This window comes from Streptosporangium sp. LJ11 (genome assembly GCF_051918945.1).
Classification (GTDB): domain Bacteria; phylum Actinomycetota; class Actinomycetes; order Streptosporangiales; family Streptosporangiaceae; genus Streptosporangium.
Map to the genome: position 1 here is coordinate 358,289 of NZ_JBPXMB010000003.1, position 23,944 is coordinate 382,232.

Consider the following 23,944-nt stretch of genomic DNA (forward strand, 5'->3'; position numbering starts at 1 on the left):
GCGTTACCATCGGGGACGTGCAGGTGCCTGGTGGCCCTCCCGGTCTTCAAAACCGGTGGCGCCGAGGATCTCGGCGCGGCGGGTTCGATTCCCGTCCGTCTCCGCCACTCCCAGAGTCGGCTGGAGCTTCATGAGATTTCTCCTGCTCGGGCACTTCGAGATCCATCGACCGGACGGCAGCCATCTCGCCGTGACCCGGATCAAACATCGCCAGCTCCTCGCCCTCCTGCTGCTCGACTCGCCGCATGCGGTCTCGACCGACCGCTGCGTCGCCGCCCTCTGGGGGGAGGACGCCCCGCCGTCGGCGCGAAGGAACCTGCAGACGTACGTCGCGGACCTGCGTAAGGGCCTGGCCTGCTCGGGGGTCTCGATCCAGACCGTGCCCGGCGGGTACCGGGTGACCGACGTCGCCGACCGGCTCGACCTTTCCGACTTCGAGTCGGCGCGGTCGGCCGCGGCCGCCGCCCTGAGCGCGCGCGACGACACCTCGGCGGCCCGCCTGCTCAGGGACGCGCTCGACCTGTGGCGCGGCGCCGCGCTCCAGGACCTCGCCGACAGCTCCCAGGCGCTGCGGAACGCGGCCACCCAGCTCAACGAACGCCGGATGGCCGCGGTGAGCGACTTCGCGGGCGCGTGCGTCCGGCTGGGGGCGTACGAGGAGGCCATCGACCAGCTCCGGATCGCGGTCACCTGGGCCCCGCTGCGGGAGGACCTGCGCGCGCAGCTCATGCTGGCCCTGCACAAGAGCGGACGGAGGGCCGACGCGCTGCTCGCCTACCACGACTGCCGGGCGGCCCTGGTCGAGCGCATCGGTGTCGGGCCCTCGCACACGTTGACGATCCTGCACGACCGCATCCTCATGGAGGACGGCAGCTTGTGATGTGGCGGTCGTGTGGCGCCCGTATGGCGCCCGTGGAGACGGGTCGCTCACTCTGGGGCGGTGGCGATGTTAGCGCGAACACCCGATGGTCGGACCCTCACCGTCGACGGCAGCCCCCAGCCGTTCACCATGGGCTGGAGCTACATGATCTGGGCGCAGAGCGACAACGGCGCCCTGCGTTTCCATACCGGCGCGGCCGGCTCGCGCGAGCTGATCGCCCGCCACCTCGGTGAGTACGAGCGGTTCACCGTCCGCGAGGTCTCCTGGAACGGGGCCCGGCTGGTCTCCCACGAGGACCTGGAGGGCGGCGGCACGACGATGCTGTGGATCGGGCCGCACCACGAGGTCTACACGTTCGTCCCGGGGGCGAACGTGCCCTTCGAGGTGTTCATCGGATACCTCTCCCTCTTCGACATCCACGACGCCCCGGAGGGGGTCGTCCTGGCGCCGAGGCTCGGCGCGCGCGTACGCCTCGGCGACCTGCTGGCCGTCAACAGCCTGGAGGGCGTCTGCTCGATCCAGGTGAACCCGGCCGGGTCGCTGCCCACTCCGGGTGGCTCGGGCAAGCGGGTGCGCGGCGGCGCGTTGTGGAAACGCGACGAGAGGGCCGCCGACGGGCGGGTGCTCCGCTCGGCGATCCTGGTCAACGCGACGACGACCGCGATCCTCATGGCGCGGGAGGCCGACGACCCCCGGTTCGCGGCCGTCGTCGACTCCCTCACGTGCGGGCTGGTCTGACGGCCGTGCAGAACGTCGTCAACTCGCTGGCCGTGTTCGCCTTCCTCGGCATGGTGGTCGCGCTGTTCGCCATCTCCGCCCTGCTGAGGACCGTGCGCGAGCTGCAGCAGGCGGTGCTCGCCACCCCCGCTCCCGGCCCGGCCGCGGTCCGGCGCCTCGCCCGGTTCGCCTCCGCCGACGGGCGGCCGACCTTCGTGCTCGTGGTGTCCGAGCACTGCCTGAGCTGCCGGGACCGCGCCGGCCACCTGGCCGCGATCCCGCCCGGTGCGATCGACGGCCACCTGATCCTGCTGAGCGCGACCGAGGCCTGCGCGGCGTGGATCGGGCGGGTCCCGCACGTCAGCGCCGTCGCCGACGCCGAACTGCTGGGGTCGGTCGCGGTCGGCGCGACCCCCTCTCTCGTCAAGTACGCCCCGGACGGCGCCGAGGAGTGGCGCCGCGCGGTCGGGTCCGACCCGGACCTGGACCGGCTCCTCGGGGTGGATCAGCCCGAATCGTCGAACGTGAGGTGAGTGACATGACCGGCGACTACTGGGCCGACGTGCCGACGGCGGAGGAGGAGACCGAGGCGCGCCCCTCGGTACGGCAGAGGGTGTCCCGGCGCACGATGGTCAAGTCGGTCGGTGTCCTCGGCGGCGCGCTGGCGCTGAACGTGGTGGGCGCCCTGCCGCCCGCGCGTATCAGGAGCGCCTCCGCGACCGTCGGTTCGGAGTGGTCCGGCTGCTCCAACTCCGGCTACGCCAGTTTCGACGGGTACCGGGACGGCACCACCCAGCGGGTGTGCGTGGGCGCGGCGTACTCCAGCAGCTACTGCGGCAGCGACGGCTGGTTCCGCACCGACGGCAACGCCTACTCGTACTACACGCCGATCGTCAACTGCGGCGCGAGCGGGGTCACGAAGAAGAACGCCTGGCGCTGGACGCACAGCGGCACCCCCTACCGCTGCGCCGACGGCCGCTTCGTGGTGTACGGCGCGGGCAGCACGTTCTACATCTGCTCCAAGGCGAACCCGTGACCATGGCCGCCACCCGCACCGCGGGGCTCCTGTTCGCCGTGGCCGCCGCGATGGCCGTGGCCGGCGCGGTATGGCCGGGCCGGCTGGACCTCATCGCCTGGACGTTGATGGGGATCGTCGCCGGGTTCTCGCTGTCCGGCTCGGTTTGAAGCCTCAACTCGGCGGATCTGCTCACCTCGTCGGTCTGGCGGGGACAGATGACGGCGTTCTCGTCCGGGCTCGTGCTGGGCGGGCTGGTGTCGGGGACGGTCGTGGGGGCCTTCGGAGGCCTCGTGTCGGTGGTGCCCGAAGCCGGGCGGACCTGGGTACTGGTCCCGGTGGTGGCGGTTCTGCTGGTGTTCGAACTCGCCGGACGACCGCTCCAGCTGATCCAGAACCGCAGGCTCGTGCCACAGGAGATCATCCCGCGCGCCCGGTTCGAGGGCCCGTTCCAGTTCGGCTTCGAGATGGGCACCGGGGTGCGCACCTTCACCCCGACCGCGCTCCCGCACGCCCTGGTCCTCACCGTCGTGCTCGTCGGGGGCATCCTCCCCGGGGTGCTGGCCGGGCTCGGGTTCGGCATGGGCCGGGTGCTGATGCCGCTCACCCGCTCGCTGAGCGGCGACCCCCAGAGGTGGGATCGTCACCTGCTGGGGCGGTCGGCCCGGGTGGGCCGATGGTGCGCGGCCGGCTTCCTGCTCGTGCTGCTGGTTCTCCTCCTGGGCCGGTGAAGGATGATCCTGCTCGCCGACGTCGCGCTGGCCGGTGCGCTGCTCCTCGTGATGGCGGGCTTCGTACGGGAGGACGACGTCACGCGCGGGCACGGCCTGCTGCCCGCCTGGATGATCCGCGCCGCCGGCCTGGCCGAGCCGGTGGTCGGCGTCGCGGTGATCGCCGCCTGGGTCGTGGGTGACCCCGGCCGCCACGTCTGGGGGGCCGCGGCGGTGTGGCACACCGCCTTGGCCGGGTATCTCGTGGTCCTGTTGCGGGCGCGGGGCCGGGTGCCGTGCGGCTGCCTGGACGGGGTGAGTCCCGTGTCCCCGCTGAAGATCGTCATCGGTGGTCTGTGGGCCGCCGCGAGTGCCATGATGGCGGCGGGCACGGTCTCCCTTCCGGAAGACGTGGCCGTCCGCCTCATGCACCTGGCCGTCGCCGGGTTCGTGACCCTGCTGGCGGTCGTCGCGGCGTCGGTATCGTCCGTGTCCCCTCGAAGGAGGATCAGATGACCCGATGGACGCTGATCGCCGCCGTCGCCGTGGCCGGGTTGTCCGCCTGCGCCGCGGAAGGGGAGCCCGTCATCGTCAAGCCGACGGCGCAGGTGCTGCTCGACGCCTCGCAACTGCCCGGTGGCCCGTGGACGGCCGAGAGGACCGGCGAGGTGCGCTGGGCCGACCTCGACAGGGCGCTGGTGCCGTGCGGGAAGCGGGTCATCGCCCCGGGGGAGGCCCGGGTGCGGTTCCGGGTGTTCACCTCGGCGGACGGGGTGTCGGTCTCGGAGCTCGTCGTCTCCGGGATCGAGACCGTCCAGGCCTTCAAGCGCTTCTACGCCGAATGCGGCTCCGTGGGAAAGGTCGAGGGGCGGCCCGGCCCGACCAACGTGGTGCGGCGCGGCGACACGACGGAGATCGCCAATTTCACGGACGACCACCTGGTCGTCGTCAACGGTCCCAGCGCCATGGACGACCTCGGGACGATCGCCGACGCCGCGCGCGACCAGGCCGCGAAAGCGGGATGAAAGGCTGAGGCTCGCCTCCCGGCGACCCGTGAACAAACCTCGCAGGAGCTTCGAAGCCCCATCTGAACCGTGAAGATATGGTGGACGATACAGGGATTGAACCTGTGACCTCTTCCGTGTCAGGGAAGCGCTCTCCCGCTGAGCTAATCGTCCTCGGGTGAACCAGAGCGGAAGACGGGATTCGAACCCGCGACCCTCACCTTGGCAAGGTGATGCTCTACCACTGAGCCACTTCCGCGTATCCGCTTCGGGTTTCCCCTCCGCGCTCGCACTACTTTACCGGATCCCTGGGGGTCCGATGGTCGTGCGTTGAGGTGGAGACGGGATTTGAACCCGTGTAGACGGCTTTGCAGGCCGTTGCCTCGCCTCTCGGCCACTCCACCGGCCGGGCCCCTGAGGACCCGCCGGAGCGGAAGACGGGATTCGAACCCGCGACCCTCACCTTGGCAAGGTGATGCTCTACCACTGAGCCACTTCCGCGTGACTCCCGGAAACGTTCCGGGGCACGTGAAAACTCTAGCGCCTCCGCAGGGCTGATGTGCGCAACCAGGCGGGCCGCCGGAGATCCTCACCTGGTGACCGGCTGGACGTCGGAGGCCCGGACGAACATGATCCGGTGCCCGAACTGGATCTGCCGGTAGCGGATCTTTCCTGTGACGACATGGTGCTCGGACGGGTCGAAGGCGGCCGCCCTGAGGTAGGAGGCCCGCCTCGTCGCGCCGGAGCTGTACGCCTGCCCGGTGGGTATCGAGTACTGCAGCGGGGTCAGGGTCTGTACGGGAACGCCCCCCGGGTAGGCGGGCGCCTTCGGGTAGGCCCTGCCGTACACCCTGACCGGGGAGCGGCCCGGTCTGGGCGTCACCAGGGGGCCGGACGCGCGCACGGAGGTGGGAGCTCCGGCCGGATCGTGGAACCAGGCCTTCTGGCCGAGATACCAGATCGCGGTCCAGTCGCCCCTGCGCTCGGCGAGCGCGTACCGCTGGCCGGTGGAGGCGCGGGCGGCGTGGTCGTAGACGCTGTACGTGGAGCCGCCGGTGGGGTGCTTGCCGATGTCCCTGACCAGTGGCGCGGTGGCGGAGGGGCGCGTGCGCAGCCAGACCGAGGCGGCGCCCAGGCCGCGGCACCCCCCGGCGCAGCCGGTGAATCCCGGGCTGTTGGTGTCGTAGTCGGGCCTGATCAGCACCGAGCGCGCGTCGTCGCCGCCCGAGGCGCGCAGCGGCCTGCCGAGCAGCTCGAAGTAGTGGGCCCAGTCCCAGTAGGGGCCGGGGTCGTCGTGCATGCCGCCCACGGTCTCCGGGGTGGTGCCCGGCACGTTGTCGTGCCCCAGGATGTGCGCCCGGTCGAGGGGGACGTCGTACTTGGCGGCGAGGTGGCGGACCAGCCTGGCCGACGCCCGGTACATCGCCTCGGTGAACCAGGCGCCGCCCCTGGCCAGGTAGCCCTCGTGCTCCAGGCCGATGGATCGGGAGTTGACGTACCAGTTTCCCGCGTGCCAGCCGATGTCCCTGGCCCGCAGGTGCTGGGCGATGTGGCCGTCGGCGGAGCGGATGGTGAAGTGCCAGCTCAGGTAGGCGGGGTTCTTGACCAGGCGGGTCATCGCGTCGTAGCTCGTCTCCCCGTCGTGGATCACGATGTAGTCGATCCTCCGGGGGCCGGCGGAGCGGTCGTGGTTGCCGTACCCGCCGCCGGGGAGCCGCTTGTAGGCGGCCGGGAGCCACTCGCAGGAGACGCTCTTCGGGCAGTCGGGTCCCGGCGCGGGAGCGGGCCGCTTGGCGAGCATCATGGCGATCTTCGTGGCGGGGGTGGGGACGGGCGCCGGGGTGGGGGCGGGCACTCTGGCGGGCACCGCGGTGGGCTTGGTGGCGGGCGTCGCGGGCCTCGTGGTGGGCCTCGTGGTGGGCCTCGTGGTGGGCCTCGTGGTGGGCTTGGTGGCGGGTTTCGCGGCGGACCCCGTGGCGCGTACGGCGCGTACGGTGGCGGGTGCCGGGGTGGGCGCGGGGGCGCGGCGCCACGCCGCGGGGGCGGGCGGGGCGGGGGGCGTGGACAGGCCCGGCGTGGCGGGGAGGATCACCCGCTCGCCGTCGCCGGTCACCCGCGCGGCACCGGCCCGGATCGTCGCGTAGACCTCGTCGGCGAAGGACGGCGCCGCCTCCTCGGCCGCCACGCCCCCCTCCGGGGCGCCGGGGTAGCGGGCGACGGCGTCGTACCAGCTCGCCGGATCGTCGCCGGAGCCCTCGCCGCCGGTACGGCGCCGGTAGTCGGCGAGCAGCGCGGCACCGCCCATGATGTTGGCGGAGGCGTCCTCGCGCAGCCGGTCGGGGGACAGGCCGGTCAGCTCCGAGGCCCGCCGCAGGGTGTCCTCCGGCGGGTCCGCCGCCATGGGGGGAAGGGCGATCACGCGCGGCCGGGTCTCGTCGCCGCGCGGGTCCTCCCCGGCGCCGTGGGGGTGCCCGGGTTCGGCCCGGCCGTCGATCAGGTGCATCGGGCCGTACCCGGCGGAGACGCTGGGCAGCCCGTCGTGGCCCTCCCAGCGGGACTCCAGGTAGGAGACCGCGAGCAGCACGCTCTCCGGCACCCCGTACCTCCGTGCCGCCTCGGTGAAGGCGGCCTGCCTGCCGGACCGTGCCCCCGCTCCCGTCGCCGTGGCGGGCGGCGCGGTGGTCCCGGCGGGGGCCGGGTGCGTCTGAAGCCGGGTGGGCCGGTCCCCGGGACGTGCTGCCTGCGCCGGGACGACCGAGGCCAGGGCGACCGAGGCCAGGACGGTGAGAGCGGCGACGACGGTGGTCCCCGGCAGGCGGCGCATAGCGGTTCCTCCCCCTCTGGTAACTACCTAGAGTTATCAGAGATTACCGACTGTCGCGCATTGCGGCGGGGTTGAGATGTTGAAGAGATTCTCTGCCCGGAATCGGGCAGGAAACTTGGTGTGTTCTCTCCCGGATGCGTATGGTCCTGCTCTGTGTCCACGGCACGGAATCCACACGAGGATCTGATCACCCACCTGACCCGGACGAGCGCGCTCGGTCCGGGCGAGGCGGCGCGGGTCGTCGCGGATGTGCTGGCCTACTTCTCCGAGCCCGTCGACGAGTTCGTCCGGCGGCGCCACGCGGAGCTCAAGGCCAGGGGGCTGGTCAACGAGAAGATCTTCCCCAGGGTCGCCGCCGAGCTGGCGGTACGCCGTGTCGCGGCACCCGAACTCTCCCTGCGGCAGCTTCGCCGGATCGTCTACGGGTAGCGGACGACGGCACCCCGATCGTTTATGGACAAGGAGCGGTTACATGTGCGGAATCGTGGCCTATGTAGGGCCCAAGGACGCGGCACCCATCCTGCTGGAGGGCCTGCAGCGTCTTGAGTACCGGGGCTACGACTCGGCCGGGGTGGTGGTCTCCAACAAGGGCCTCAAGATGCGCAAGGTCAAGGGCCGGGTGGCCGACCTGGCCGCGGTCGTGCCCGCGCGGTTCAAGGGCGGCCTGGGCATCGGCCACACCCGCTGGGCCACCCACGGCGCGCCCAGCGACGTCAACGCCCACCCGCACCTGTCCACCGACGAGCGCATCGGCGTCGTGCACAACGGCATCATCGAGAACGCCGACGAACTGCGCGCCAAGCTGGAGGCCGACGGGGCGATCTTCCTGTCGGAGACCGACACCGAGGTGCTGTCGCACCTGATCGCCCGCACGGTCAAGGAGGCCGACTCGCTGGAGGAGGCCGTGCGGACCGCGCTCAAGCGGGTCGTCGGCACGTACGGGATCGCGGTGATCGACTCCGAGCGTCCCGGCGAGGTGGTCGTGGCGCGCAACGGCAGCCCCATCGTGCTGGGCATCGGCGAGAAGGAGATGTTCGCCGCGTCCGACGTCGCCGCGCTGGTCCGCTACACCCGCCAGGTGGTGCACCTGGAGGACGGCGAGATCGCCGTGCTGCGGGCCGACGGGTTCAACACCTTCGCCAGCGACGCGCGGGAGACGGCCAAGGAGACGCTGACCGTCGACTGGGAGGCCGGGCACTACGACACCGGCGGCTACGAGCACTACCTGCTCAAGGAGATCTCCGAGCAGCCCGACACGGTGGCCAGGACGCTGCGCGGGCGGCTGGACGACCGCTTCCACATCGCCCACCTGGGCGGTCTCAACATGGACGCGCGGGAGACCCGCTCGTTCCGCCGGGTGAAGATCATCGGCTGCGGTTCCGCGTACTACTCGGGCCAGATCGGCGCGCAGCTCATCGAGGAGCTGGCGCGCATCCCGGCCGACGCGGAGCCGGCCAGCGAGTTCCGCTACCGCAGCCCGGTGGTGGAGGCCGATACCCTGTACGTGGCGATCAGCCAGTCGGGGGAGACCTACGACACCCTCGCCGCCGTGCAGGAGCTCAAGCGCAAGGGCGGCCGGGTGCTCGGCATCGTCAACACCGTGGGCAGCGCGATCGCCCGCGAGTGCGACGGCGGCGTCTACCTGCATGCGGGTCCCGAGGTCTCGGTGGCGAGCACCAAGGCGTTCACCTCGACCGCCGTGGCCTTCGCGCTGCTCGCGCTGCACCTGGGCCGGGTGCGTGACCTGTCTCCCGCCGACGGCCGCAGGATCTGCGACGGCCTGCGGAGGCTGCCGGACCAGATCAAGGAGATCCTGGCGCTGGAGCCGCAGATCGAGGAGCTGGCGGGCAAGTACGCCGAGTCGCCGAGCATGATGTTCGTGGGCCGGGTCAGGGGTTACCCGGTGGCCCGCGAGGGCGCGCAGAAGCTCAAGGAGATCTCGTACGTGCACGCCGAGGCGTACCCGGCCAGCGAGCTCAAGCACGGGCCGCTGGCGCTGATCGGCCCGGACATGCCGACGGTGGCGATCGTCCCCGACGACGAACTGCTGGACAAGAACCTCACCACGCTGGGCGAGATCCGCGCCCGGGGCGGCCGGGTGCTCATGGTGGGCCACCGCACGGCCGACCCCAAGCTGGCCGACGACTGCGTCGTGGTGCCCAAGAACGAGACCGAGCTGGACCCGATCCTGCTGTCGATCCCGCTCCAGCTCTTCGCCTACCACGCCGCCGTGGCGCTGGGCAGGGACGTCGACAAGCCCAGGAACCTGGCCAAGAGCGTCACGGTGGAGTGAGACCCTCTCCACCTCTCTTCTACCTCTCTGCCTTCGCACCCCCGTCCCCGGCCTGCCGGGGGCGGGGGTGCGTTTTCCTGAGCCCTCGCGAGACGGTCGTCTTCGATATCCGGATTTCCAGTGTTTTCCGGTGATCCGTGCCCGAACGTGGATCACCGGAAGTTCCGGCATACCCCACTTCATCACAGAAAGTGAGGGGAAAGTAACCTATGGTATAGGGGGTTCTTGGGGGAAGGGGCGCTTATGCGCCGTAGGGGGTTTTTCGCACTGGCGGCGGGGGCCGTGGTCGCCGCGGGGTGCGGTGCGGACGGCGGCGCCGATCCGGCGGTGAAGCGCCTGTTCCTTCTCGAGCCGACCGCCGACGGCCACGGCTGGGACAGGATCGCGGGCAGGCTGGCGACCGTCCTGGTCCAGTCGGGACTGGCGCGCACCGCCATGGCCGTCGAGCGGGCGGGAGCCCTGGGCTCCGCCCCGCGCGACGCGTTCGGCGCCTTCCGCGGACCCTTCGCGCGCGAGGGCAGGCTGCTCGTCACCGCGATGCCGATGGTGGCCGCCGCGGAGATCGCCAACACCACGGCCGTGGTGAACGCCGCCACTCCCATCGCCCGCCTGGTCGGCGACTGGGCGGTCCTGGTGGTCTCCTCCGGCTCCCGCCTGCGCACCTTCGAGGACTTCGTCGCGCGGCTGCGGCACGACCCGGCGGGGCTGACGGTCGGCGGACGGTCGGAGGGCGGCTCCGACCACGTGCTCTACGGCATGATCGGCAAGTGCCTGGGGGTGGACATCCGGCTGCTGGAGTACGCCGGATACCTCGCCCCCGAGGACGCCGCCGAGGCGCTCCACGTCGGCCGGGTGGCGGCCCTGCTGGGATCGGCGCGCGCCCTGCGGCCCGAGATCGCCGCGGGCCGCCTGCGGCCCCTGGTGGTCTCCTCCGGCGGCCGGATCGACGGGATCGACGCGCCGACGCTCATGGAGGTCGACGTCCGCCTGGAGTACAGCGACTGGTGCGGCCTGCTGGGTCCCAAGGGCATGAGCCCGGGGGACCGGGACGCCGCGATCGCCCTGTGTGACAGGATCGACGCCGCGCCGCGCTGGCGTGCCCTGTGCGCGTCCCACGGCTGGAGCCGGGTCTACCTCAGCGGCGACGAGTTCCGCCAGTGGCTCTCCACCGAGACGGGCCGCACTCGCGGCGTGCTTCACGAGCTCGGACTGTTGAAGTCCTCCGACACAACCTGTTGGGGTAGTTGCGTCCGGCGCCCCTAGATGTAGGATCCTGCTCGTTGCTGGTTCGCCCCGCGAGGGGCGAGGCAAGAGGGAACCCGGTGAGATTCCGGGACTGCCCCGCAGCGGTGAACGGGAACGAAAGCCGTTATCGAGCACTGGGTGAACCATGCCTGGGAAGCGACGGCCGGTAGGTGTGTGCGGTGCGCCCGTGAGTCCGAAGACCTGCCGGTGACGTGAACGTCCAGGGCCTCGTGGGAGGGTCCGCGGAACGAGGCGATCCGGCGTGCCCGGGATCGCTCGCGGACGCGTGCCCATCCGGCGGAGCCGTACGGGGAAGTCCGATCGAGCGAGGGGCACTACGTGACACAGGCATTGGCGGAGACCGCGGCGGGGACCGCGTCGGACGACCGCAGGCTGGCCATCGACGAGGCGGCCGCCCGGGTGATCACCGATCCCGAGAACTCCAGGGTCGCCGCCGCGATGCTGGCCGAGCTGATCGCCGACGAGGCCGCCGAGCACGGCGTCCGCGACTTCTCCGAGTCCATCGCCGCGACCCACGAGGCGGGGTTGATCCAGGACGGGCTCGCGGAGTTCGTGGCCGCCCACGCCGGGGTCCTGGACGCGCTGGCCGATCCGGAGGCCGACGCCAGGTTCGAGTACTTCGGGCTGCGTACCGTCTACGACCGCTACCTGCTGCGCCACCCGAGGACCCGCAAGGTCCTGGAGCGCCCGCAGCACTTCTTCCTCCGGGTGGCCTGCGGCCTGTCCGAGACCGTCGAGGAGGCCGCCGAGCTGTACGCGCTCATGGCCACCCTGTCCTACCTGCCCAGCTCGCCCACGCTGTTCAACTCCGGCTCCCGCAGGCCCCAGCTCTCCTCGTGCTTCCTGCTCGACTCGCCCCGCGACGAGCTGGAGTCCATCTACGAGCGCTACGGGCAGGTCGCGCGGCTGTCGAAGTACGCGGGGGGCATCGGGATCGCCTGGACCAGGGTCCGCTCGCGGGGCTCGCTGATCCGCGGCACCAACGGTCACTCCAACGGCATCGTGCCCTGGCTGCGCACGCTCGACTCCAGCGTGGCCGCGGTCAACCAGGGCGGCCGGCGCAAGGGCGCGGCCTGCGTCTACTTGGAGCCCTGGCACGCCGACGTCGAGGAGTTCCTGGAACTGCGCGACAACACCGGCGAGGAGGCCCGCCGCACGCACAACCTGAACCTGGCCAACTGGATCCCCGACGAGTTCATGCGCCGGGTCGAGGCCGACGGCGTCTGGTCGCTGTTCGATCCCAAGGAGGTCCCGCACCTCACCGACCTGTACGGCGCCGCGTTCGACGACGCCTACCGGGCCGCCGAGGCCGAGGGCCGCTTCACCCGGCAGATCCCCGCCCGCACCCTGTACGGGCGGATGATGCGCACGCTCGCCCAGACCGGCAACGGCTGGATGACCTTCAAGGACGCCGCCAACCGGACCTCCAACCAGACGGCCAGGCCCCAGAACGTCATCCACCTGTCGAACCTCTGCACCGAGATCCTCGAGGTCACCGGCGACGCGGAGACCGCCGTCTGCAACCTCGGCTCGATCAACCTCGCCGCCCACCTGTCGGCGGACGCCGGGGAGGCCGTCGACTGGGCGCGGCTGCGCGCGACCGTCCGTACCGCCGTGCGGTTCCTCGACCGCACCATCGACCTGGGCTTCTACCCGACCCCCGAGGCGGAGGCGGCCAACCGGAAGTGGCGCCCGATCGGGCTCGGCGTGATGGGCCTGGCCGACGTGCTGTTCACGCTGCGGCTGCCGTTCGACTCGCCGCGCGCCCTGGAGCTGTCCACCAGGATCTCCGAGGAGATCGCGCTCGCCGCCTACCGGACCTCCTCCGACCTGGCCGTGGAGCGGGGCCGTCACCCGTCGTACGAGGAGACCAGGGCCGCCGCCGGGGTGCTCCACCCCGACCACTACGAGGCGGCGGGGTCCGCGGAGTGGGCCGAGCTCAGGGAGCGGATCGCCGGGACCGGCCTGCGCAACTCGCTGATGATCGCGATCGCGCCGACGGCCACGATCGCCTCCATCGCGGGCTGCTACGAGTGCATCGAGCCGCAGGTCTCCAACGTCTTCAAGCGCGAGACCCTCTCGGGGGAGTTCCTCCAGGTCAACCGCTATCTCGTCCGCGACCTCCAGGCCCGCGGCCTGTGGACCCCGCTGATCCGCGACGCGATCAAGCGCGCCGACGGCTCCGTCCAGGACATCCCGGAGATCCCCGCCGACCTGAAGGCGCTCTACCGGACGGCCTGGGAGCTGCCGCAGAAGGCGCTGATCGACCTGGCCGCCGCGCGCACCCCGTACATCGACCAGTCGCAGTCGCTGAACCTCTTCATGGCCACGCCGACCATCGGCAAGCTCTCCTCGATGTACGCCTACGCGTGGAAGTCGGGCCTCAAGACCACCTACTACCTGCGCTCGCGCCCGGCCACCAGGATCGCGCAGGCCACCGTGGCGGCGCCGGTGGAGCGGGCGGCGCCCGACCCCGAAGCCGTCGCCTGCTCCCTGGAGAACCCCGAGTACTGCGACGCCTGCCAGTAGCCGCCCCGGCTCCCCGAAAGCCCTCAGAAAGGCATTCACCCGATGTTGCTCGACCCCGGCATGGATCTCACCCTGCGGCCGATGCGCTACCCCGAGTTCTACGAGCGCTACCGGGCCGCGATCCGCAACACCTGGACCGTCGAGGAGGTGGACCTCACCTCCGACCTGGCCGACCTGGCGAGGATGACGCCCGAGGAGCGCCACCTGATCAACCGCCTCGTGGCGTTCTTCGCCACCGGCGACTCGATCGTGGCCAACAACCTCGTCCTCAACCTCTACCAGCACCTCAACGCCCCCGAGGCGCGCCTCTATCTCAGCAGGCAGCTGTTCGAGGAGGCGGTGCACGTCCAGTTCTACCTGACCCTGCTGGACACCTACCTGCCCGATCCGGACGAGCGGGTCAAGGCCTTCGCCGCGGTCGAGCACATCCCCTCGATCCGGGACAAGGCGGAGTTCTGCTTCCGCTGGATCGACTCGCTCGGCGGGCTGACCCGGCTGGAGACGCGGGAGGACCGGCGGGCGTTCCTGCTCAACCTGATCTGCTTCGCGGCGTGCATCGAGGGGCTGTTCTTCTACGGGGCCTTCGCCTACGTCTACTGGTTCCGCTCCAGGGGCCTGCTCAGCGGCCTGGCCACCGGGACGAACTGGGTGTTCCGCGACGAGTCCATGCACATGGAGTTCGCCTTCGGCGTCGTGGAGACCGTACGGGCCGAGGAGCCGGACCTGTTCGACGACAAGCTCGCCGAGCAGGTCACCCAGATGATCGAGGAGGCGGTGGCGGCCGAGCTGGCCTTCGCGGCCGACCTGTGCGGCGACGGCCTGCTCGGGATGAGCGTGGACCAGATGCGCCGGTACCTGGAGTACGTGGCCGACCAGCGCCTGGTCAGGCTGAGGATGCCCGCCCGCTACGGCACGGCCAACCCGTTCGCGTTCATGGAGTTGCAGGACGTGCAGGAGCTGGCCAACTTCTTCGAACGGCGGGTTTCGGCCTACCAGATAGCCGTCGAAGGGAATGTCACATTCGACGAATCCTTCTGATTAGCTGGTGATCCAGGGAAGAGCACGACGAGGATGACAGACGTCGAGGAGGACGCCTCAAGTGTCCGGCTGGATCATGATGATTGTCTCCGTGGCGGCCGCCGTCGTGGCGGTGGAGGTGGTACGACGGGTGTTGCGCTCGCGGCTGATCGGTGAGAAATGGGTTCTCGCCGGTCCGCTCATGCGCCGCTGTACCTGGCCGGGGTTCGCCACGGCCGCCGTGGTGACGGCCTACACCGCCTACGAGCCCCAGATGACGGCGACCGTGGTCGGCCGGCTGGTCTATCAGGGTCTCGGCCTGGCGATGATCGGATGCGCCACCTGGCTGGTCATCCAGGCCGCCTACGCGGTCACCGACGTGGTGCTGGAACGCCTGATCACCGTCGAGGGCGAGGCCAACCGCCGGGCCCGCCGCATCCGCACCCAGATCACCCTGGTCCGCAGGGTCGCCTCGGCGGTGATCATCGTGGTCGCGCTGGGCGCGATGCTCTTCACCTTCCCGCAGGTGCGGGCGCTCGGGGCCGGGCTGCTGGCCTCGGCCGGGATCGCCGGTGTCGTCGTCGGTATCGCCGCCCAGTCGACCCTGGGCAACATGCTCGCCGGGCTCCAGCTGGCCTTCAGCGACGCGCTCCGGCTGGACGACGTCGTCGTGGTGAAGGGGGAGTGGGGCCGAATAGAGGAGCTCAGCCTGACCTACGTGGTGCTGCGGCTGTGGGACGAGCGGCGGCTCGTCCTGCCGGTCTCCTACTTCACGGCCAACCCGTTCGAGAACTGGACCCGGCACAGCAGCCGGGTGATCGGCCACGTGATGTTCCGGGTCGACTGGTCGGTGCCGGTGGAGGAGTTGCGCGCCGAGCTCTACCGGGCCCTGCGCGAGCACCCGCTCTGGGACCAGAAGGACTGGACCCTCCAGGTCACCGACACCCTTCCCAACGGGCTGCTGGAGCTGCGCGCCCTGATGAGCGCCGCCGACTCCGCCAGTGCCTGGGACCTCAAGTGCGACATGCGCGAGCACATGGTGACCTTCATCCGAGAGAGGTACCCCGAGGCGCTGCCCCGCTTCCGGGTCGAGATCCCGCCCCCGTCCGCGACCGTTCCCGGGACGCTCACCGGGCTGATGGGCGCGGGCCTGATGTCGCGGGGCCTGGGGGGCGACTCCCGTGAGGACGGTTCTCGCGATCGGGACGGCGACCGGCGGGATCCGGTCTGAGGCGACGGGCCCGCCCGTCCGGTTCGTGAGGCGTGTTCGGGAGCGGTCCGCGACGCCCGGCGGGCCGCGCCCCGGAGCGTCAGGCGCCGCAGTCGCAGCAGCACCCGTCGCACTTGGTGCAGCACTTGCAGCAGTCGCAGCAGCCGTCACACCCGTCACAGCCGCAGCCGTCGCAGCGTGTCAGGTAGCAGCGGTCGTCCCAGGCGTTCCGCCTGCGGGAGCTCCACCGGGGCCGCCAGAGTCCGCAGGTCAGCAGGGTCCCCACCCCGGCGGCGGACTTGCGGACGAATCCGGGCCGCTCGTAGGAGTGCCCCGACTCCCCGGGGTGGGGCGGCGTCTCGCGGTCGTGCTCCCCGCGCGGCCGCGCGCACGCCTCGCCGGCGGGACCGTGATCCGGGCCGGAGGCGTGGCGGAACGTCCGGTCCACCGCCCGCCGCACCTCGGTGCCCAGCAGCACGTCCACCAGATGCCGGTCGGCCAGTTCCAGCTCCAGCAGCGCCAGCTCCAGGCCGTGCGCGGCGTCGTCGCACAGCCGCCGTGCCTCCCGTACGGAGGTGCCGGTGGCGGTCAGCGGGTTGAACGCCCCCCGGGCGGCGTCGTCCGCCCGGTCCTCCACGGCGTCCAGCAGGTGGGCGATCCGGCCGAAGAACCGGCCCGCCTCGGCCAGCGCCGCCGCGTTGCCCGGGGTGCCCGCGAGCGTCGCGGTGTGCGCGAACGCGGCGGCGACGGCCTCCTCGGTGGGAGCGGTCAGCTCCAGCAGCGTCACTCCCGAGGCGCTCTCCAGCTCGATCTGGCGTTCGGCCGTCGAGGCCAGCGAGGCGGTGTCGAACCCGATCCCGGCCCCCATCCGGGCCCCCGCCGCCTCCCAGCGGGCCGCCAGCACCCTGCGCGCCACGCCGGTGCCCGGCGCGGAGTCGCCGTCGGCCACGTGGTCGCGCAGCTTGCCCGCCGCGAGGACCAGCGACACCGTGGCGGCCAGCCGTACGCCCGCGGCCCGCGCGTCCACCACGTCCGCCGGCCGGAACCCGCGCAGCGCGCAGGGGCCGGCGGTCCGGTGCGGGGAGCCCGCCGGCCCCTGCGCCTCGGCCAGCACCGAGATGATCAGGCCGTCGTAGTTGGTGGCCAGCCGGGCCGCGTGCCCCTGCCCGTCCCTGAGGGTCAGGCACAGCCCGCACAGGTGTGCCATCCAGGCCCGGTGCAGCGTCGGGCAGGAGTGCTCGCCGCAGGGACGAATGATGCCGAACATGTGATCTCTCGTACCTGGGGGTCTGTCCGGAGGTCCTTGGGGCTCTCCGGGAAGTCGTGCAACGTATCGGGAGAATCTATCCCGTACCGATCAAGAAGTCGCGCGGAGAGGGGCAGGTACGTCCAGACGGTTACGCGAACGCGACGACGGCGTATCTCTCGTCCTCGATGGCCCGCCCCCACAGGGCGGGATCGAGCAGAGGCTCGACGCGGGCGGTCTCGACCAGCGGCCGCAGCGCCGCCAGGAGAAGCTCCACCCCGACCGGCCGGTGGCCCTGTTCGGCGAGCACCAGGGACAGCGAGCCGGTGCCGCACCCCAGATCCAGGACGTCGGCGGGAGAGGCGGGCATCCAGGAGCGCAGGCGCTCCGCCCAGGCGGCCCTGACCCGGGGGTCGCGAAGGCCGTGGTCGGCCTCCTCGTCGAAGGAGGCGGCGACAGCGTCCCAGAAGGACGCGATCGAAGCACTGTTTTCCGGCATCGCCGGATCATGTCACCCGCCACCGACAACGATCCGCACGCCGTCCCCCTTCGGACTCCTCATGACGGACGGTGACCGGCGAACCCCGGGGGCGTGCCGGTCGAAGTGGTTCGGGTGGCGGGGAGGTCGTGGAGGGTTCGGAGGTCGTCTCCTGGGGCGAGCCGGCGGTCGCGCTCGGTCTCGGGCGGCATCTCCTCCCCAGGTCCCGGGTGCGCTGCTCGATCGGCCCGGCCGGCACGCCCCTGCGACCCTGTTGAATCTCCAGGCGCATGACATGGCCGGAAGCCGCCCCGCGCTCGGGCTCCTGCATAGCCGTCAGCGTACCGTCTAAATTGCATTGACCGGTAGCACACACACGTCTACATTCATTTCCAGCAGGAAATTCTCGCGAGGCGACGTGAAGAAGCTACCTTCATCATCCCGAACGATGGTGAATCAGCCGAGGAGACCGCGTGCAAGAACGCTTCGGAAGCAAGTCGGCGATCGTCGCACTGACCGCCCTGACCCTGGCCGTGTTCATCTACGTGACCACCGAGTCGCTGCCCATCGGCCTGCTCCCCCTGATCGCCCGGGATCTCGGCACCAGTCCGTCAGCGGTCGGGCTCCTGGTCACCGGATACGGCCTGATCATCGTGCTGGTGTCCCTGCCGCTCACGCGACTGACTCGCCGGCTGCCCCGGCGGCGGCTGCTGTGCGTCCTGTTGGGCATCTTCGTCGTGGCGACCTGCCTGTCAGCCATGGCGGGGAACTACTGGCTGCTCATGGGCGCCCGGATGGTGACCGCGCTGAGCCAGGCGCTGTTCTGGGCCATCGTGACGCCGGCCGCCGCCGGCCTCTTCCGGGCCGAGGTGCGCGGCCGGGCCCTGTCCATTTTGTACGCCGGCGCCTCCAGCGCCGCGCTGACCGGCATTCCGGCCGGCACGTGGCTCGGACAGCAGACCAACTGGCGGGTGGCGTTCCTCGCGCTCAGCGGCCTGGCCCTGCTCGTCCTCGCCACGATCGCGGCCGTCCTGCCCGACACGCCCGCCGGGCAGGGCGCGGCGGACCGGGGCAGCGCGCCCGACCGCGGCCGGTACCTGTCGATCGTGGCCACCACGGCGGTCGCGGTCACCGGCGCGTTCACGGCGTTCACCTACATCAGCCCGTTCCTGAGCGACGTCAGCGGCTTCACCGAGTCATCGATCGGCCCGCTTCTGCTGGCACGCGGGATCGCGGGCCTGGCCGGCGTGTTCGTGGTGGGCTACCTCGTCGACCGCCACGGCTGGAGCACCATGACGGGGCTCATAGGCCTACAGGCGTTGGCGCTCGCCGGGCAGTACGCGTTCGGCGCCTCCCAGGTCGGGACCGTCATCGCGATCTCCCTGTCCGGCTTCACACTCGCAGGCCTGACCGCCGTACTGGGATCGCGGGTGCTCGTGTACGCGCCGGGCGAGTCGGTCATGGCGAGCGCCGCTACCTCCATGGCGTTCAATGTGGGCATCACCGCGGGCGCGTTCCTCGGCAGCGTGCTCCTCTCTGGCCCGGGCGTGCGCAGCACGGCACTGGCCGGGGCGCTGCTCAGCCTGGCGGCGTTCGCCATCGTGCTGGCCGAGCCGGTCCTGTCCAGCCGGCGGAAGGGCGCACCGGCCACGGCCGCCGACCTCCTGCCCGAGGGCGCCCGAGTCACGTGATCCGATGCTCAACGCACCGAACCGTGCAACCTCCTTGCCTGCCTTGAGTGGTAGCCTCAAGGGCATGTCACTCGACGTGGGACACCTTCCCCTGGTCGGCGGGCACCCCGCGCTCGATCTGGTCAACACGCTCGAACGAGGGGTACCGCTCGACGGCGGGCCGCCCCACGACTATCTGTCCGACGCTCCCGCATTGCTGCGCTGGGCGGCCAGGGCAGGCCTGATCAGCGACGCGGAGCGCGATCGGGCCGGCCAGGCGTGGCACGACGATCCCGCGTCGGCGCAGGCGGGGCTGGCCACCGTACGGGACATCCGGGAAGGGCTGCACCTCGTGGTGCTCGCAACGATCCGGCCCGCCGACGGCGGGCCGGCGGACGACGCGGGCGAGGGGGATCCGATCGCGGCCGGGGCCGCGCTGGTCGTGCTGCACGAGCGATGGGTCGGGGCAGCTGCCAGAGCCGCGCTGGTGCTCGACAGAGGCGACCCGCCGCAGGTGCGGCTCACCTACGGCACGATACCCGCCATGCTGATACCCGACCGGGTCGCCGAGGCCGCACTCGACGTCCTGCGGACGGCCGACCTGCCCCGGGTACGCCGCTGCCCCATACGCGACGGCGGCTGCGGATGGCTGTTCCTCGACCAGAGCCGCAACGGCTCCCGCCGCTGGTGCCGCATGGCCGACTGCGGCAACACGGCCAAGGCCCGGCGGCTCACCGAGCGCCGCCGCGCCGCCCGGGGCGGAACCCCGTAGGACTCGTACGCGATCTCTACCTCGACTACTGACTCCCGACGAACTTCCGGGCGGGACCACTGAGGCTCGGGCCCGGCCGGTACGGGGGGTGCCCCGGCCCCGCCGTCACGGCGGGGCCGGAGAACCGGGGACAGGTCCCTCGGTCAGCGTTCGACGATCTCGTTCTTGCCGATGACGACGATGCCGCCGCTGGTCACCGCGAAGCGGCTGCGGTCGTACTCCAGGTCGAAGCCGATCCTGGCGCCGTCCGGGATGATCACGTTCTTGTCGATGATGGCCTTGCGGACGATGGCGCCGCGGCCCACCTTCACGTTGCCCATCAGGACCGAGTCCTCGACCTGGGAGTGGGAGTGCAGCACCACGCCGGGGGAGAGGATCGAGCGCTCCGCCAGCCCGCCGGAGACGATCGCGCCCGCGGAGACCAGGGAGTCGATCGCCCTGCCCACCCGGTCGCCGTCGTTGTGCACGAACTTGGCCGGGGGAAGCGGGTCGTGACCGGTGTAGATGGGCCACCGGCTGTTGTAGAGGTTGAAGACCGGGTGCGCCGAGATGAGGTCCATGTGGGCCTCGTAGTAGGCGTCGAGCGTCCCGACGTCCCTCCAGTAGCCCCGGTCGCGCTCGGTGGAGCCGGGCACGATGTTGTCGGCGAAGTCGTAGACCTCCGCGCTGCCCGACTTCACCATCATCGGGATGATGTTGCCGCCCAGGTCGTGCTTGCTCGTCGGGTCGAGCGCGTCCTCCCTGAGCGCGTCGATCATGGACTGGGTCTTGAAGACGTAGTTGCCCATCGACGCGTACACCTGGTCGGGAGCGTCCGGCAGGCCCACCGCGTCCTTCGGCTTCTCGCGGAAGGCGACGATCCGCCGCCCGGCCGGGTCGGCCTCGATGACCCCGAACTGGTCGGCGAGCGACAGCGGCTGCCGGATCGCGGCCACCGTCACCTCGGCCCCGGACTCTATGTGCTGCTCGACCATCTGCCGGGGATCCATCCGGTAGATGTGGTCGGCGCCGAACACGATGACGTGGTCCGGCATCTCGTCGTAGATGAGGTTCAGATTCTGGAACAGCGCGTCGGCGGAGCCGGAGAACCAGTGCGGCCCGAGGCGCTGCTGGGCGGGAACCGGCGTGACGTAGTTGCCGAGCATCGCCGACAGGCGCCATGTCCGGGAGATGTGCCGGTCGAGACTGTGGTTCTTGTACTGCGTCAGCACGACGATCTGCAGGTAGTGACCGTTGGCGAGATTGGACAGTACGAAGTCGACGAGCCGATATATCCCCCCGAAAGGCACCGCGGGCTTTGCTCGATCAGCTGTCAGAGGCATGAGCCTCTTACCTTCTCCACCGGCGAGCACGATCGCGAGGACTCTCATAGATGGACCCTAACCTGATGAACAGGGATGAAACACTAGGCTGATCGCATGCGAGTGGATCTGCTGACCCGTGAATATCCCCCCGACGTGTACGGAGGGGCGGGAGTTCACGTCGAATACCTCGCCCGGGAGCTGCGCAGGCTCGCCGACACCCGGGTCCGCTGCTTCGGAGCGTCACGACCGGAGGAGGGCGTCGCGGCCTACCGGGTGCCCGGCGGCCTGGAGACGGCCAACGCCGCGCTCCAGGTGCTCGGCGTCGATCTGGAGATGGCCGCCGGGTGCGAGGGCGCCGATCTGGTCCACAGCCACACCTGGTACGCCAACTTCGCCGGCCACGTCGCCAAGATGCTGTACGGGACGCCCCACGTGGTGACCACCCACAGCCTGGAGCCGCTGCGGCCGTGGAAGGCGGAGCAGCTGGGCGGCGGTTACACGCTGTCATCGTGGGCCGAGCGCGGCGCGCTGGCCACCGCCGACGCGATCATCGCGGTCTCCGAGGGGATGCGCCGCGACGTGCTGGCGAGCTATCCGGAGATCTCGCCGGAGAGGGTCACGGTGATCCACAACGGGATCGACACCGGCGAGTACGCCCCCGACCGGGACACCGACGTCCTGGAGCGGCACGGCATCGACCCGAGCAGGCCGTACGTCGTCTTCGTGGGCCGCATCACCCGGCAGAAGGGCCTGGTCCACCTGCTCCACGCGGCGCGCGACTTCCACCCCGACGCCCAGCTGGTGCTCTGCGCGGGCGCGCCCGACACGCCCGAGATCGCCGCCGAGGTGACCGCGCTGGTGCGCGGGCTCGACCGCGAGGGCGTCGTCTGGATCTCGGAGATGCTTCCCCGTCCCGAGGTGATCCAGATCCTCACCCACGCGACCGTGTTCGTCTGCCCCTCCGTCTACGAGCCGATGGGCATCGTCAACCTGGAGGCCATGGCCTGCGAGACCGCCGTCGTGGCCACCGCCACCGGCGGTATCCCCGAGGTCGTGGCCGACGGCTCGACCGGCCTGCTGGTCCCGATCGACCAGGCCGCCGACGGCACCCCGCACGACCCCGAGGCCTTCGCCGCCGGTCTCGCCGAGCGGGTCAACCGGCTGCTGGCCGACCCCGCCCTCGCGACCCGGATGGGCGAGGCCGGGCGGGTCCGCGCGGTGGAGCACTTCTCCTGGGAGCGCATCGCCGAGCGGACGATGGAGCTCTACCGGCGGGTCGCCCGCGGGGAGGCGCCGATCTCCGCCGGGTGACGGTTCCCGCTCCCGGAAGGGGGTCCCAGGCGGTGATCGAGGGAGTTCCTAGGCGGTGATGAAGTGCAGGATCACGTTGTGCACGTGGTGCGCCTTGTTGTCGCCCCGGAACTCCACCTCGTACGTGTGGGTGCCCACGTGGATGGCGATGGCGCCCGAGGAGAAGAAGGAGCCCGCGATCGACTTGTTGCTCACCACGCTCACCGCCGAGACCTTGTTGTAGGGGATGCTCGTGATGGCGATCCTTTTCCCGACGAACGACTTGTCCTGCACGATCACGCGCCTGTCGGTGAGCCCCAGGAAGCCGGTGCCCGCGCCGATGGCGTCGTAGACGGCGATGATCTGCTCGCCGGGCATCAGGCCGCTCTCGATCTGCTGGTACTGCTCCTTGCGGTCGTACACAACCTGCGCCATGACGCTCGCAATCTCTAGGGGGGTCTGTGTCCTTGTGAAACGAACGTCCGGGGGACCGGGTTCCTGGGCGGGTAAGGTCGGCCCGTGAACTTTCAGATGAGGATCACCGATCGTCATGGTGGTGTCAGCGCCGATCCGTACGGCAGCCGCAACCTCGGGGGCATGTGCGGCGACGAGCCGGACGCGGTCGCGGCGAACAGGGCCAGGACGGCCGCGGAGTTCGGCCTGGAGCGGGTCGTGTTCATGCGGCAGGTCCACAGCGCCGACGTCCGATACGTCAGGGAGCCGTTCGGCGACGACCCGCCGCCGCTGGACGGGGTCTGCACCGACGTGCCCGGTCTCGGCCTGGCGGCGCTCTGCGCCGACTGCGCGCCGGTCCTGCTGGCCGAGCCGGAGGCCGGACTGGTCGGTGCCGCGCACTCGGGGCGGGTCGGCACCATGTCCGGCGTGGTCACGGCCCTGGTCGAGGAGATGGCCGGGCGCGGCGCGGACCCCGCGAGGATGACCGCCCTGATCGGGCCGATGGCCTGCGGCACCTGCTACGAGGTCCCCGCCGAGATGCGTGACGAGGTCGCGGTGATGCTTCCCGAGGCCTGGTCGATCACCCGCCAGGACACCCCGGCCCTCGACCTGCGGGCCGCCATCACCTCGCAGCTGGGCAAGGCGGGCGTCGGGGAGATCACCCACGACACCCGCTGCACCATCGAGAGCGCCGACCTGTTCTCCCACCGCAGGGAGGGGACGACCGGCCGGTTCGCGGGCTACGTCTGGCTGGAGCCCTGACCGGCTCGCACCGCTCGCCGGGCCCGGCCGTGCCGGCTTCCGATCATGGCGGGATCCCTCCGGCCGGCATGGCGCCGATCATGACGTGACCCGCTCCAGCACGACTACGGGGATCTCCCGCTCGGTCTTCTTGGTGTACTCGTCGTAGGCGGGCCAGGCCGCGGTCATGATCGACCACATCTCCGGCTTCTCCTCGGGCGTGGCGGTGCGGGCCCTCGCCCTGAACCGGTCACCCAGCACCTGCACCTCGACCTCGGGGTTCTCCTGGAGGTTGAGGTACCACAGCGGCGGCTCGTCGGAGCCTCCCTTGGAGGCCACGACGAGGAGGTCGTCGCCGTGGCGCTGGTAGATGAGCGGGGTGGTCCGCGGCTCGCCGGACTTGCGGCCGGTGGTGGTGAGGAGCAGGGCGGTGGTGCCCTGCCACTCGTGTCCCTCGGCTCCGTCGGTCGCGCGGTATCGGTCGACGTGCTCTTTCCCGAACAGCATGATCTATCCCCTCTG

24 protein-coding genes, 5 tRNA genes and 1 riboswitch are annotated in these 23,944 nt (G+C 71.1%); of the genes, 19 read left to right on the forward strand and 10 right to left on the reverse strand.

Annotated features, from left to right (window positions below):
- Positions 1–11: 11 nt before the first annotated feature.
- The 9 genes from ACTOQ3_RS06295 (at position 12) to ACTOQ3_RS06335 (ending at position 4,347) form a co-directional block, all read left to right on the forward strand.
- Positions 12–107 (forward strand) — tRNA-Sec (locus tag ACTOQ3_RS06295).
- 23 nt (positions 108–130) lie between these two features.
- Positions 131–880: an AfsR/SARP family transcriptional regulator gene (locus tag ACTOQ3_RS06300; RefSeq protein WP_440082466.1), complete on the forward strand. Its 750-nt coding sequence runs from the start codon at positions 131–133 to the stop codon at positions 878–880.
- Positions 881–946: 66 nt separating this feature from the next.
- On the forward strand, positions 947–1,618 hold the full coding sequence (locus ACTOQ3_RS06305; protein WP_440082467.1) for a hypothetical protein: 672 nt from the start codon (positions 947–949) through the stop codon (positions 1,616–1,618).
- Positions 1,603–2,130, forward strand: coding sequence for a hypothetical protein (locus ACTOQ3_RS06310; protein WP_440082468.1), 528 nt, complete (start codon positions 1,603–1,605; stop codon positions 2,128–2,130). Before ACTOQ3_RS06305 ends, ACTOQ3_RS06310 begins: the two co-directional genes overlap by 16 nt.
- Positions 2,131–2,135: 5 nt before the next feature.
- Positions 2,136–2,633, forward strand: a complete 498-nt coding sequence (locus ACTOQ3_RS06315; RefSeq protein ID WP_440082469.1) for a hypothetical protein — start codon at positions 2,136–2,138, stop codon at positions 2,631–2,633.
- Positions 2,630–2,782, forward strand: a complete 153-nt coding sequence (locus ACTOQ3_RS06320) for a hypothetical protein (protein ID WP_440082470.1) — start codon at positions 2,630–2,632, stop codon at positions 2,780–2,782. Before ACTOQ3_RS06315 ends, ACTOQ3_RS06320 begins: the two co-directional genes overlap by 4 nt.
- Positions 2,783–2,830: 48 nt before the next feature.
- Entirely contained in the window at positions 2,831–3,343 is a 513-nt protein-coding gene (locus ACTOQ3_RS06325) for a hypothetical protein (RefSeq protein ID WP_440082471.1), read from the forward strand.
- Between the two features lie 3 nt (positions 3,344–3,346).
- A complete protein-coding gene (locus ACTOQ3_RS06330) occupies positions 3,347–3,838 on the forward strand; it encodes a MauE/DoxX family redox-associated membrane protein (RefSeq protein ID WP_440082472.1) in 492 nt (163 codons plus the stop codon).
- Positions 3,835–4,347, forward strand: coding sequence for a hypothetical protein (locus ACTOQ3_RS06335; protein ID WP_440082473.1), 513 nt, complete (start codon positions 3,835–3,837; stop codon positions 4,345–4,347). Before ACTOQ3_RS06330 ends, ACTOQ3_RS06335 begins: the two co-directional genes overlap by 4 nt.
- 78 nt (positions 4,348–4,425) lie before the next feature.
- On the opposite strand, the gene ACTOQ3_RS06340 is transcribed toward ACTOQ3_RS06335, so the two are convergent.
- From ACTOQ3_RS06340 to ACTOQ3_RS06360, 5 genes are all read right to left on the reverse strand, one after another.
- Positions 4,426–4,500, reverse strand: a tRNA-Val gene (locus tag ACTOQ3_RS06340).
- A gap of 13 nt (positions 4,501–4,513) precedes the next feature.
- A tRNA-Gly gene (locus tag ACTOQ3_RS06345) sits at positions 4,514–4,585 on the reverse strand.
- A 74-nt stretch (positions 4,586–4,659) separates the two neighbouring features.
- Positions 4,660–4,730 (reverse strand) — tRNA-Cys (locus ACTOQ3_RS06350).
- Positions 4,731–4,755: 25 nt separating this feature from the next.
- Positions 4,756–4,827 (reverse strand) — tRNA-Gly (locus tag ACTOQ3_RS06355).
- 88 nt (positions 4,828–4,915) lie between these two features.
- Entirely contained in the window at positions 4,916–7,150 is a 2,235-nt protein-coding gene (locus ACTOQ3_RS06360) for an N-acetylmuramoyl-L-alanine amidase (RefSeq protein ID WP_440082474.1), read from the reverse strand.
- Between the two features lie 153 nt (positions 7,151–7,303).
- On the opposite strand from ACTOQ3_RS06360, the gene ACTOQ3_RS06365 reads away from it, so the two are divergent.
- The 6 genes from ACTOQ3_RS06365 to ACTOQ3_RS06390 all read left to right on the forward strand — a co-directional run bounded on the left by ACTOQ3_RS06365 (position 7,304) and on the right by ACTOQ3_RS06390 (position 15,486).
- Positions 7,304–7,579, forward strand: a complete 276-nt coding sequence (locus ACTOQ3_RS06365; RefSeq protein ID WP_362843370.1) for a hypothetical protein — start codon at positions 7,304–7,306, stop codon at positions 7,577–7,579.
- A gap of 43 nt (positions 7,580–7,622) precedes the next feature.
- On the forward strand, positions 7,623–9,443 hold the full coding sequence (gene glmS / locus ACTOQ3_RS06370; protein WP_440082475.1) for a glutamine--fructose-6-phosphate transaminase (isomerizing): 1,821 nt from the start codon (positions 7,623–7,625) through the stop codon (positions 9,441–9,443).
- Between the two features lie 243 nt (positions 9,444–9,686).
- Complete coding sequence (locus tag ACTOQ3_RS06375; protein ID WP_440082476.1) at positions 9,687–10,706, forward strand: tripartite tricarboxylate transporter substrate-binding protein; 1,020 nt, start codon at positions 9,687–9,689, stop codon at positions 10,704–10,706.
- Between the two features lie 4 nt (positions 10,707–10,710).
- Positions 10,711–10,911, forward strand: a riboswitch (cobalamin riboswitch).
- Between the two features lie 116 nt (positions 10,912–11,027).
- Positions 11,028–13,238, forward strand: coding sequence for a ribonucleoside-diphosphate reductase subunit alpha (locus tag ACTOQ3_RS06380; protein ID WP_440082477.1), 2,211 nt, complete (start codon positions 11,028–11,030; stop codon positions 13,236–13,238).
- Between the two features lie 42 nt (positions 13,239–13,280).
- Positions 13,281–14,276, forward strand: coding sequence for a ribonucleotide-diphosphate reductase subunit beta (locus ACTOQ3_RS06385; RefSeq protein WP_440082478.1), 996 nt, complete (start codon positions 13,281–13,283; stop codon positions 14,274–14,276).
- Positions 14,277–14,367: 91 nt separating this feature from the next.
- The gene (locus ACTOQ3_RS06390; RefSeq protein ID WP_440082479.1) at positions 14,368–15,486 is read left to right on the forward strand and encodes a mechanosensitive ion channel family protein; all 1,119 of its coding nucleotides are present in this window, start codon (positions 14,368–14,370) and stop codon (positions 15,484–15,486) included.
- A gap of 79 nt (positions 15,487–15,565) precedes the next feature.
- Here ACTOQ3_RS06390 and ACTOQ3_RS06395 read toward each other — a convergent pair whose 3' ends face one another.
- The gene (locus ACTOQ3_RS06395; protein ID WP_440082480.1) at positions 15,566–16,732 is read right to left on the reverse strand and encodes a DUF5685 family protein; all 1,167 of its coding nucleotides are present in this window, start codon (positions 16,730–16,732) and stop codon (positions 15,566–15,568) included.
- A 130-nt stretch (positions 16,733–16,862) separates the two neighbouring features.
- Positions 16,863–17,210, reverse strand: coding sequence for a class I SAM-dependent methyltransferase (locus tag ACTOQ3_RS06400; RefSeq protein WP_440082481.1), 348 nt, complete (start codon positions 17,208–17,210; stop codon positions 16,863–16,865).
- A 452-nt stretch (positions 17,211–17,662) separates the two neighbouring features.
- Here ACTOQ3_RS06400 and ACTOQ3_RS06405 point away from each other — a divergent pair, with 452 nt between their 5' ends.
- Positions 17,663–18,880, forward strand: coding sequence for an MFS transporter (locus tag ACTOQ3_RS06405; RefSeq protein WP_440082482.1), 1,218 nt, complete (start codon positions 17,663–17,665; stop codon positions 18,878–18,880).
- 64 nt (positions 18,881–18,944) lie between these two features.
- On the forward strand, positions 18,945–19,631 hold the full coding sequence (locus tag ACTOQ3_RS06410) for a CGNR zinc finger domain-containing protein (RefSeq protein ID WP_440082483.1): 687 nt from the start codon (positions 18,945–18,947) through the stop codon (positions 19,629–19,631).
- A gap of 143 nt (positions 19,632–19,774) precedes the next feature.
- Here ACTOQ3_RS06410 and glgC read toward each other — a convergent pair whose 3' ends face one another.
- Positions 19,775–21,001: a glucose-1-phosphate adenylyltransferase gene (glgC, locus tag ACTOQ3_RS06415; RefSeq protein WP_350966885.1), complete on the reverse strand. Its 1,227-nt coding sequence runs from the start codon at positions 20,999–21,001 to the stop codon at positions 19,775–19,777.
- Positions 21,002–21,049: 48 nt separating this feature from the next.
- On the opposite strand from glgC, the gene glgA reads away from it, so the two are divergent.
- Positions 21,050–22,246, forward strand: coding sequence for a glycogen synthase (gene glgA, locus ACTOQ3_RS06420; RefSeq protein WP_440082484.1), 1,197 nt, complete (start codon positions 21,050–21,052; stop codon positions 22,244–22,246).
- Between the two features lie 48 nt (positions 22,247–22,294).
- On the opposite strand, the gene ACTOQ3_RS06425 is transcribed toward glgA, so the two are convergent.
- Positions 22,295–22,660 (reverse strand): PH domain-containing protein, encoded by a 366-nt coding sequence (locus ACTOQ3_RS06425; RefSeq protein WP_440082485.1) that lies wholly within the window; start codon positions 22,658–22,660, stop codon positions 22,295–22,297.
- Positions 22,661–22,756: 96 nt separating this feature from the next.
- On the opposite strand from ACTOQ3_RS06425, the gene pgeF reads away from it, so the two are divergent.
- Complete coding sequence (pgeF, locus tag ACTOQ3_RS06430; protein ID WP_362843411.1) at positions 22,757–23,443, forward strand: peptidoglycan editing factor PgeF; 687 nt, start codon at positions 22,757–22,759, stop codon at positions 23,441–23,443.
- Between the two features lie 78 nt (positions 23,444–23,521).
- Here pgeF and ACTOQ3_RS06435 read toward each other — a convergent pair whose 3' ends face one another.
- Positions 23,522–23,929, reverse strand: a complete 408-nt coding sequence (locus tag ACTOQ3_RS06435) for a nitroreductase family deazaflavin-dependent oxidoreductase (RefSeq protein WP_440082486.1) — start codon at positions 23,927–23,929, stop codon at positions 23,522–23,524.
- Positions 23,930–23,944: the final 15 nt, after the last annotated feature.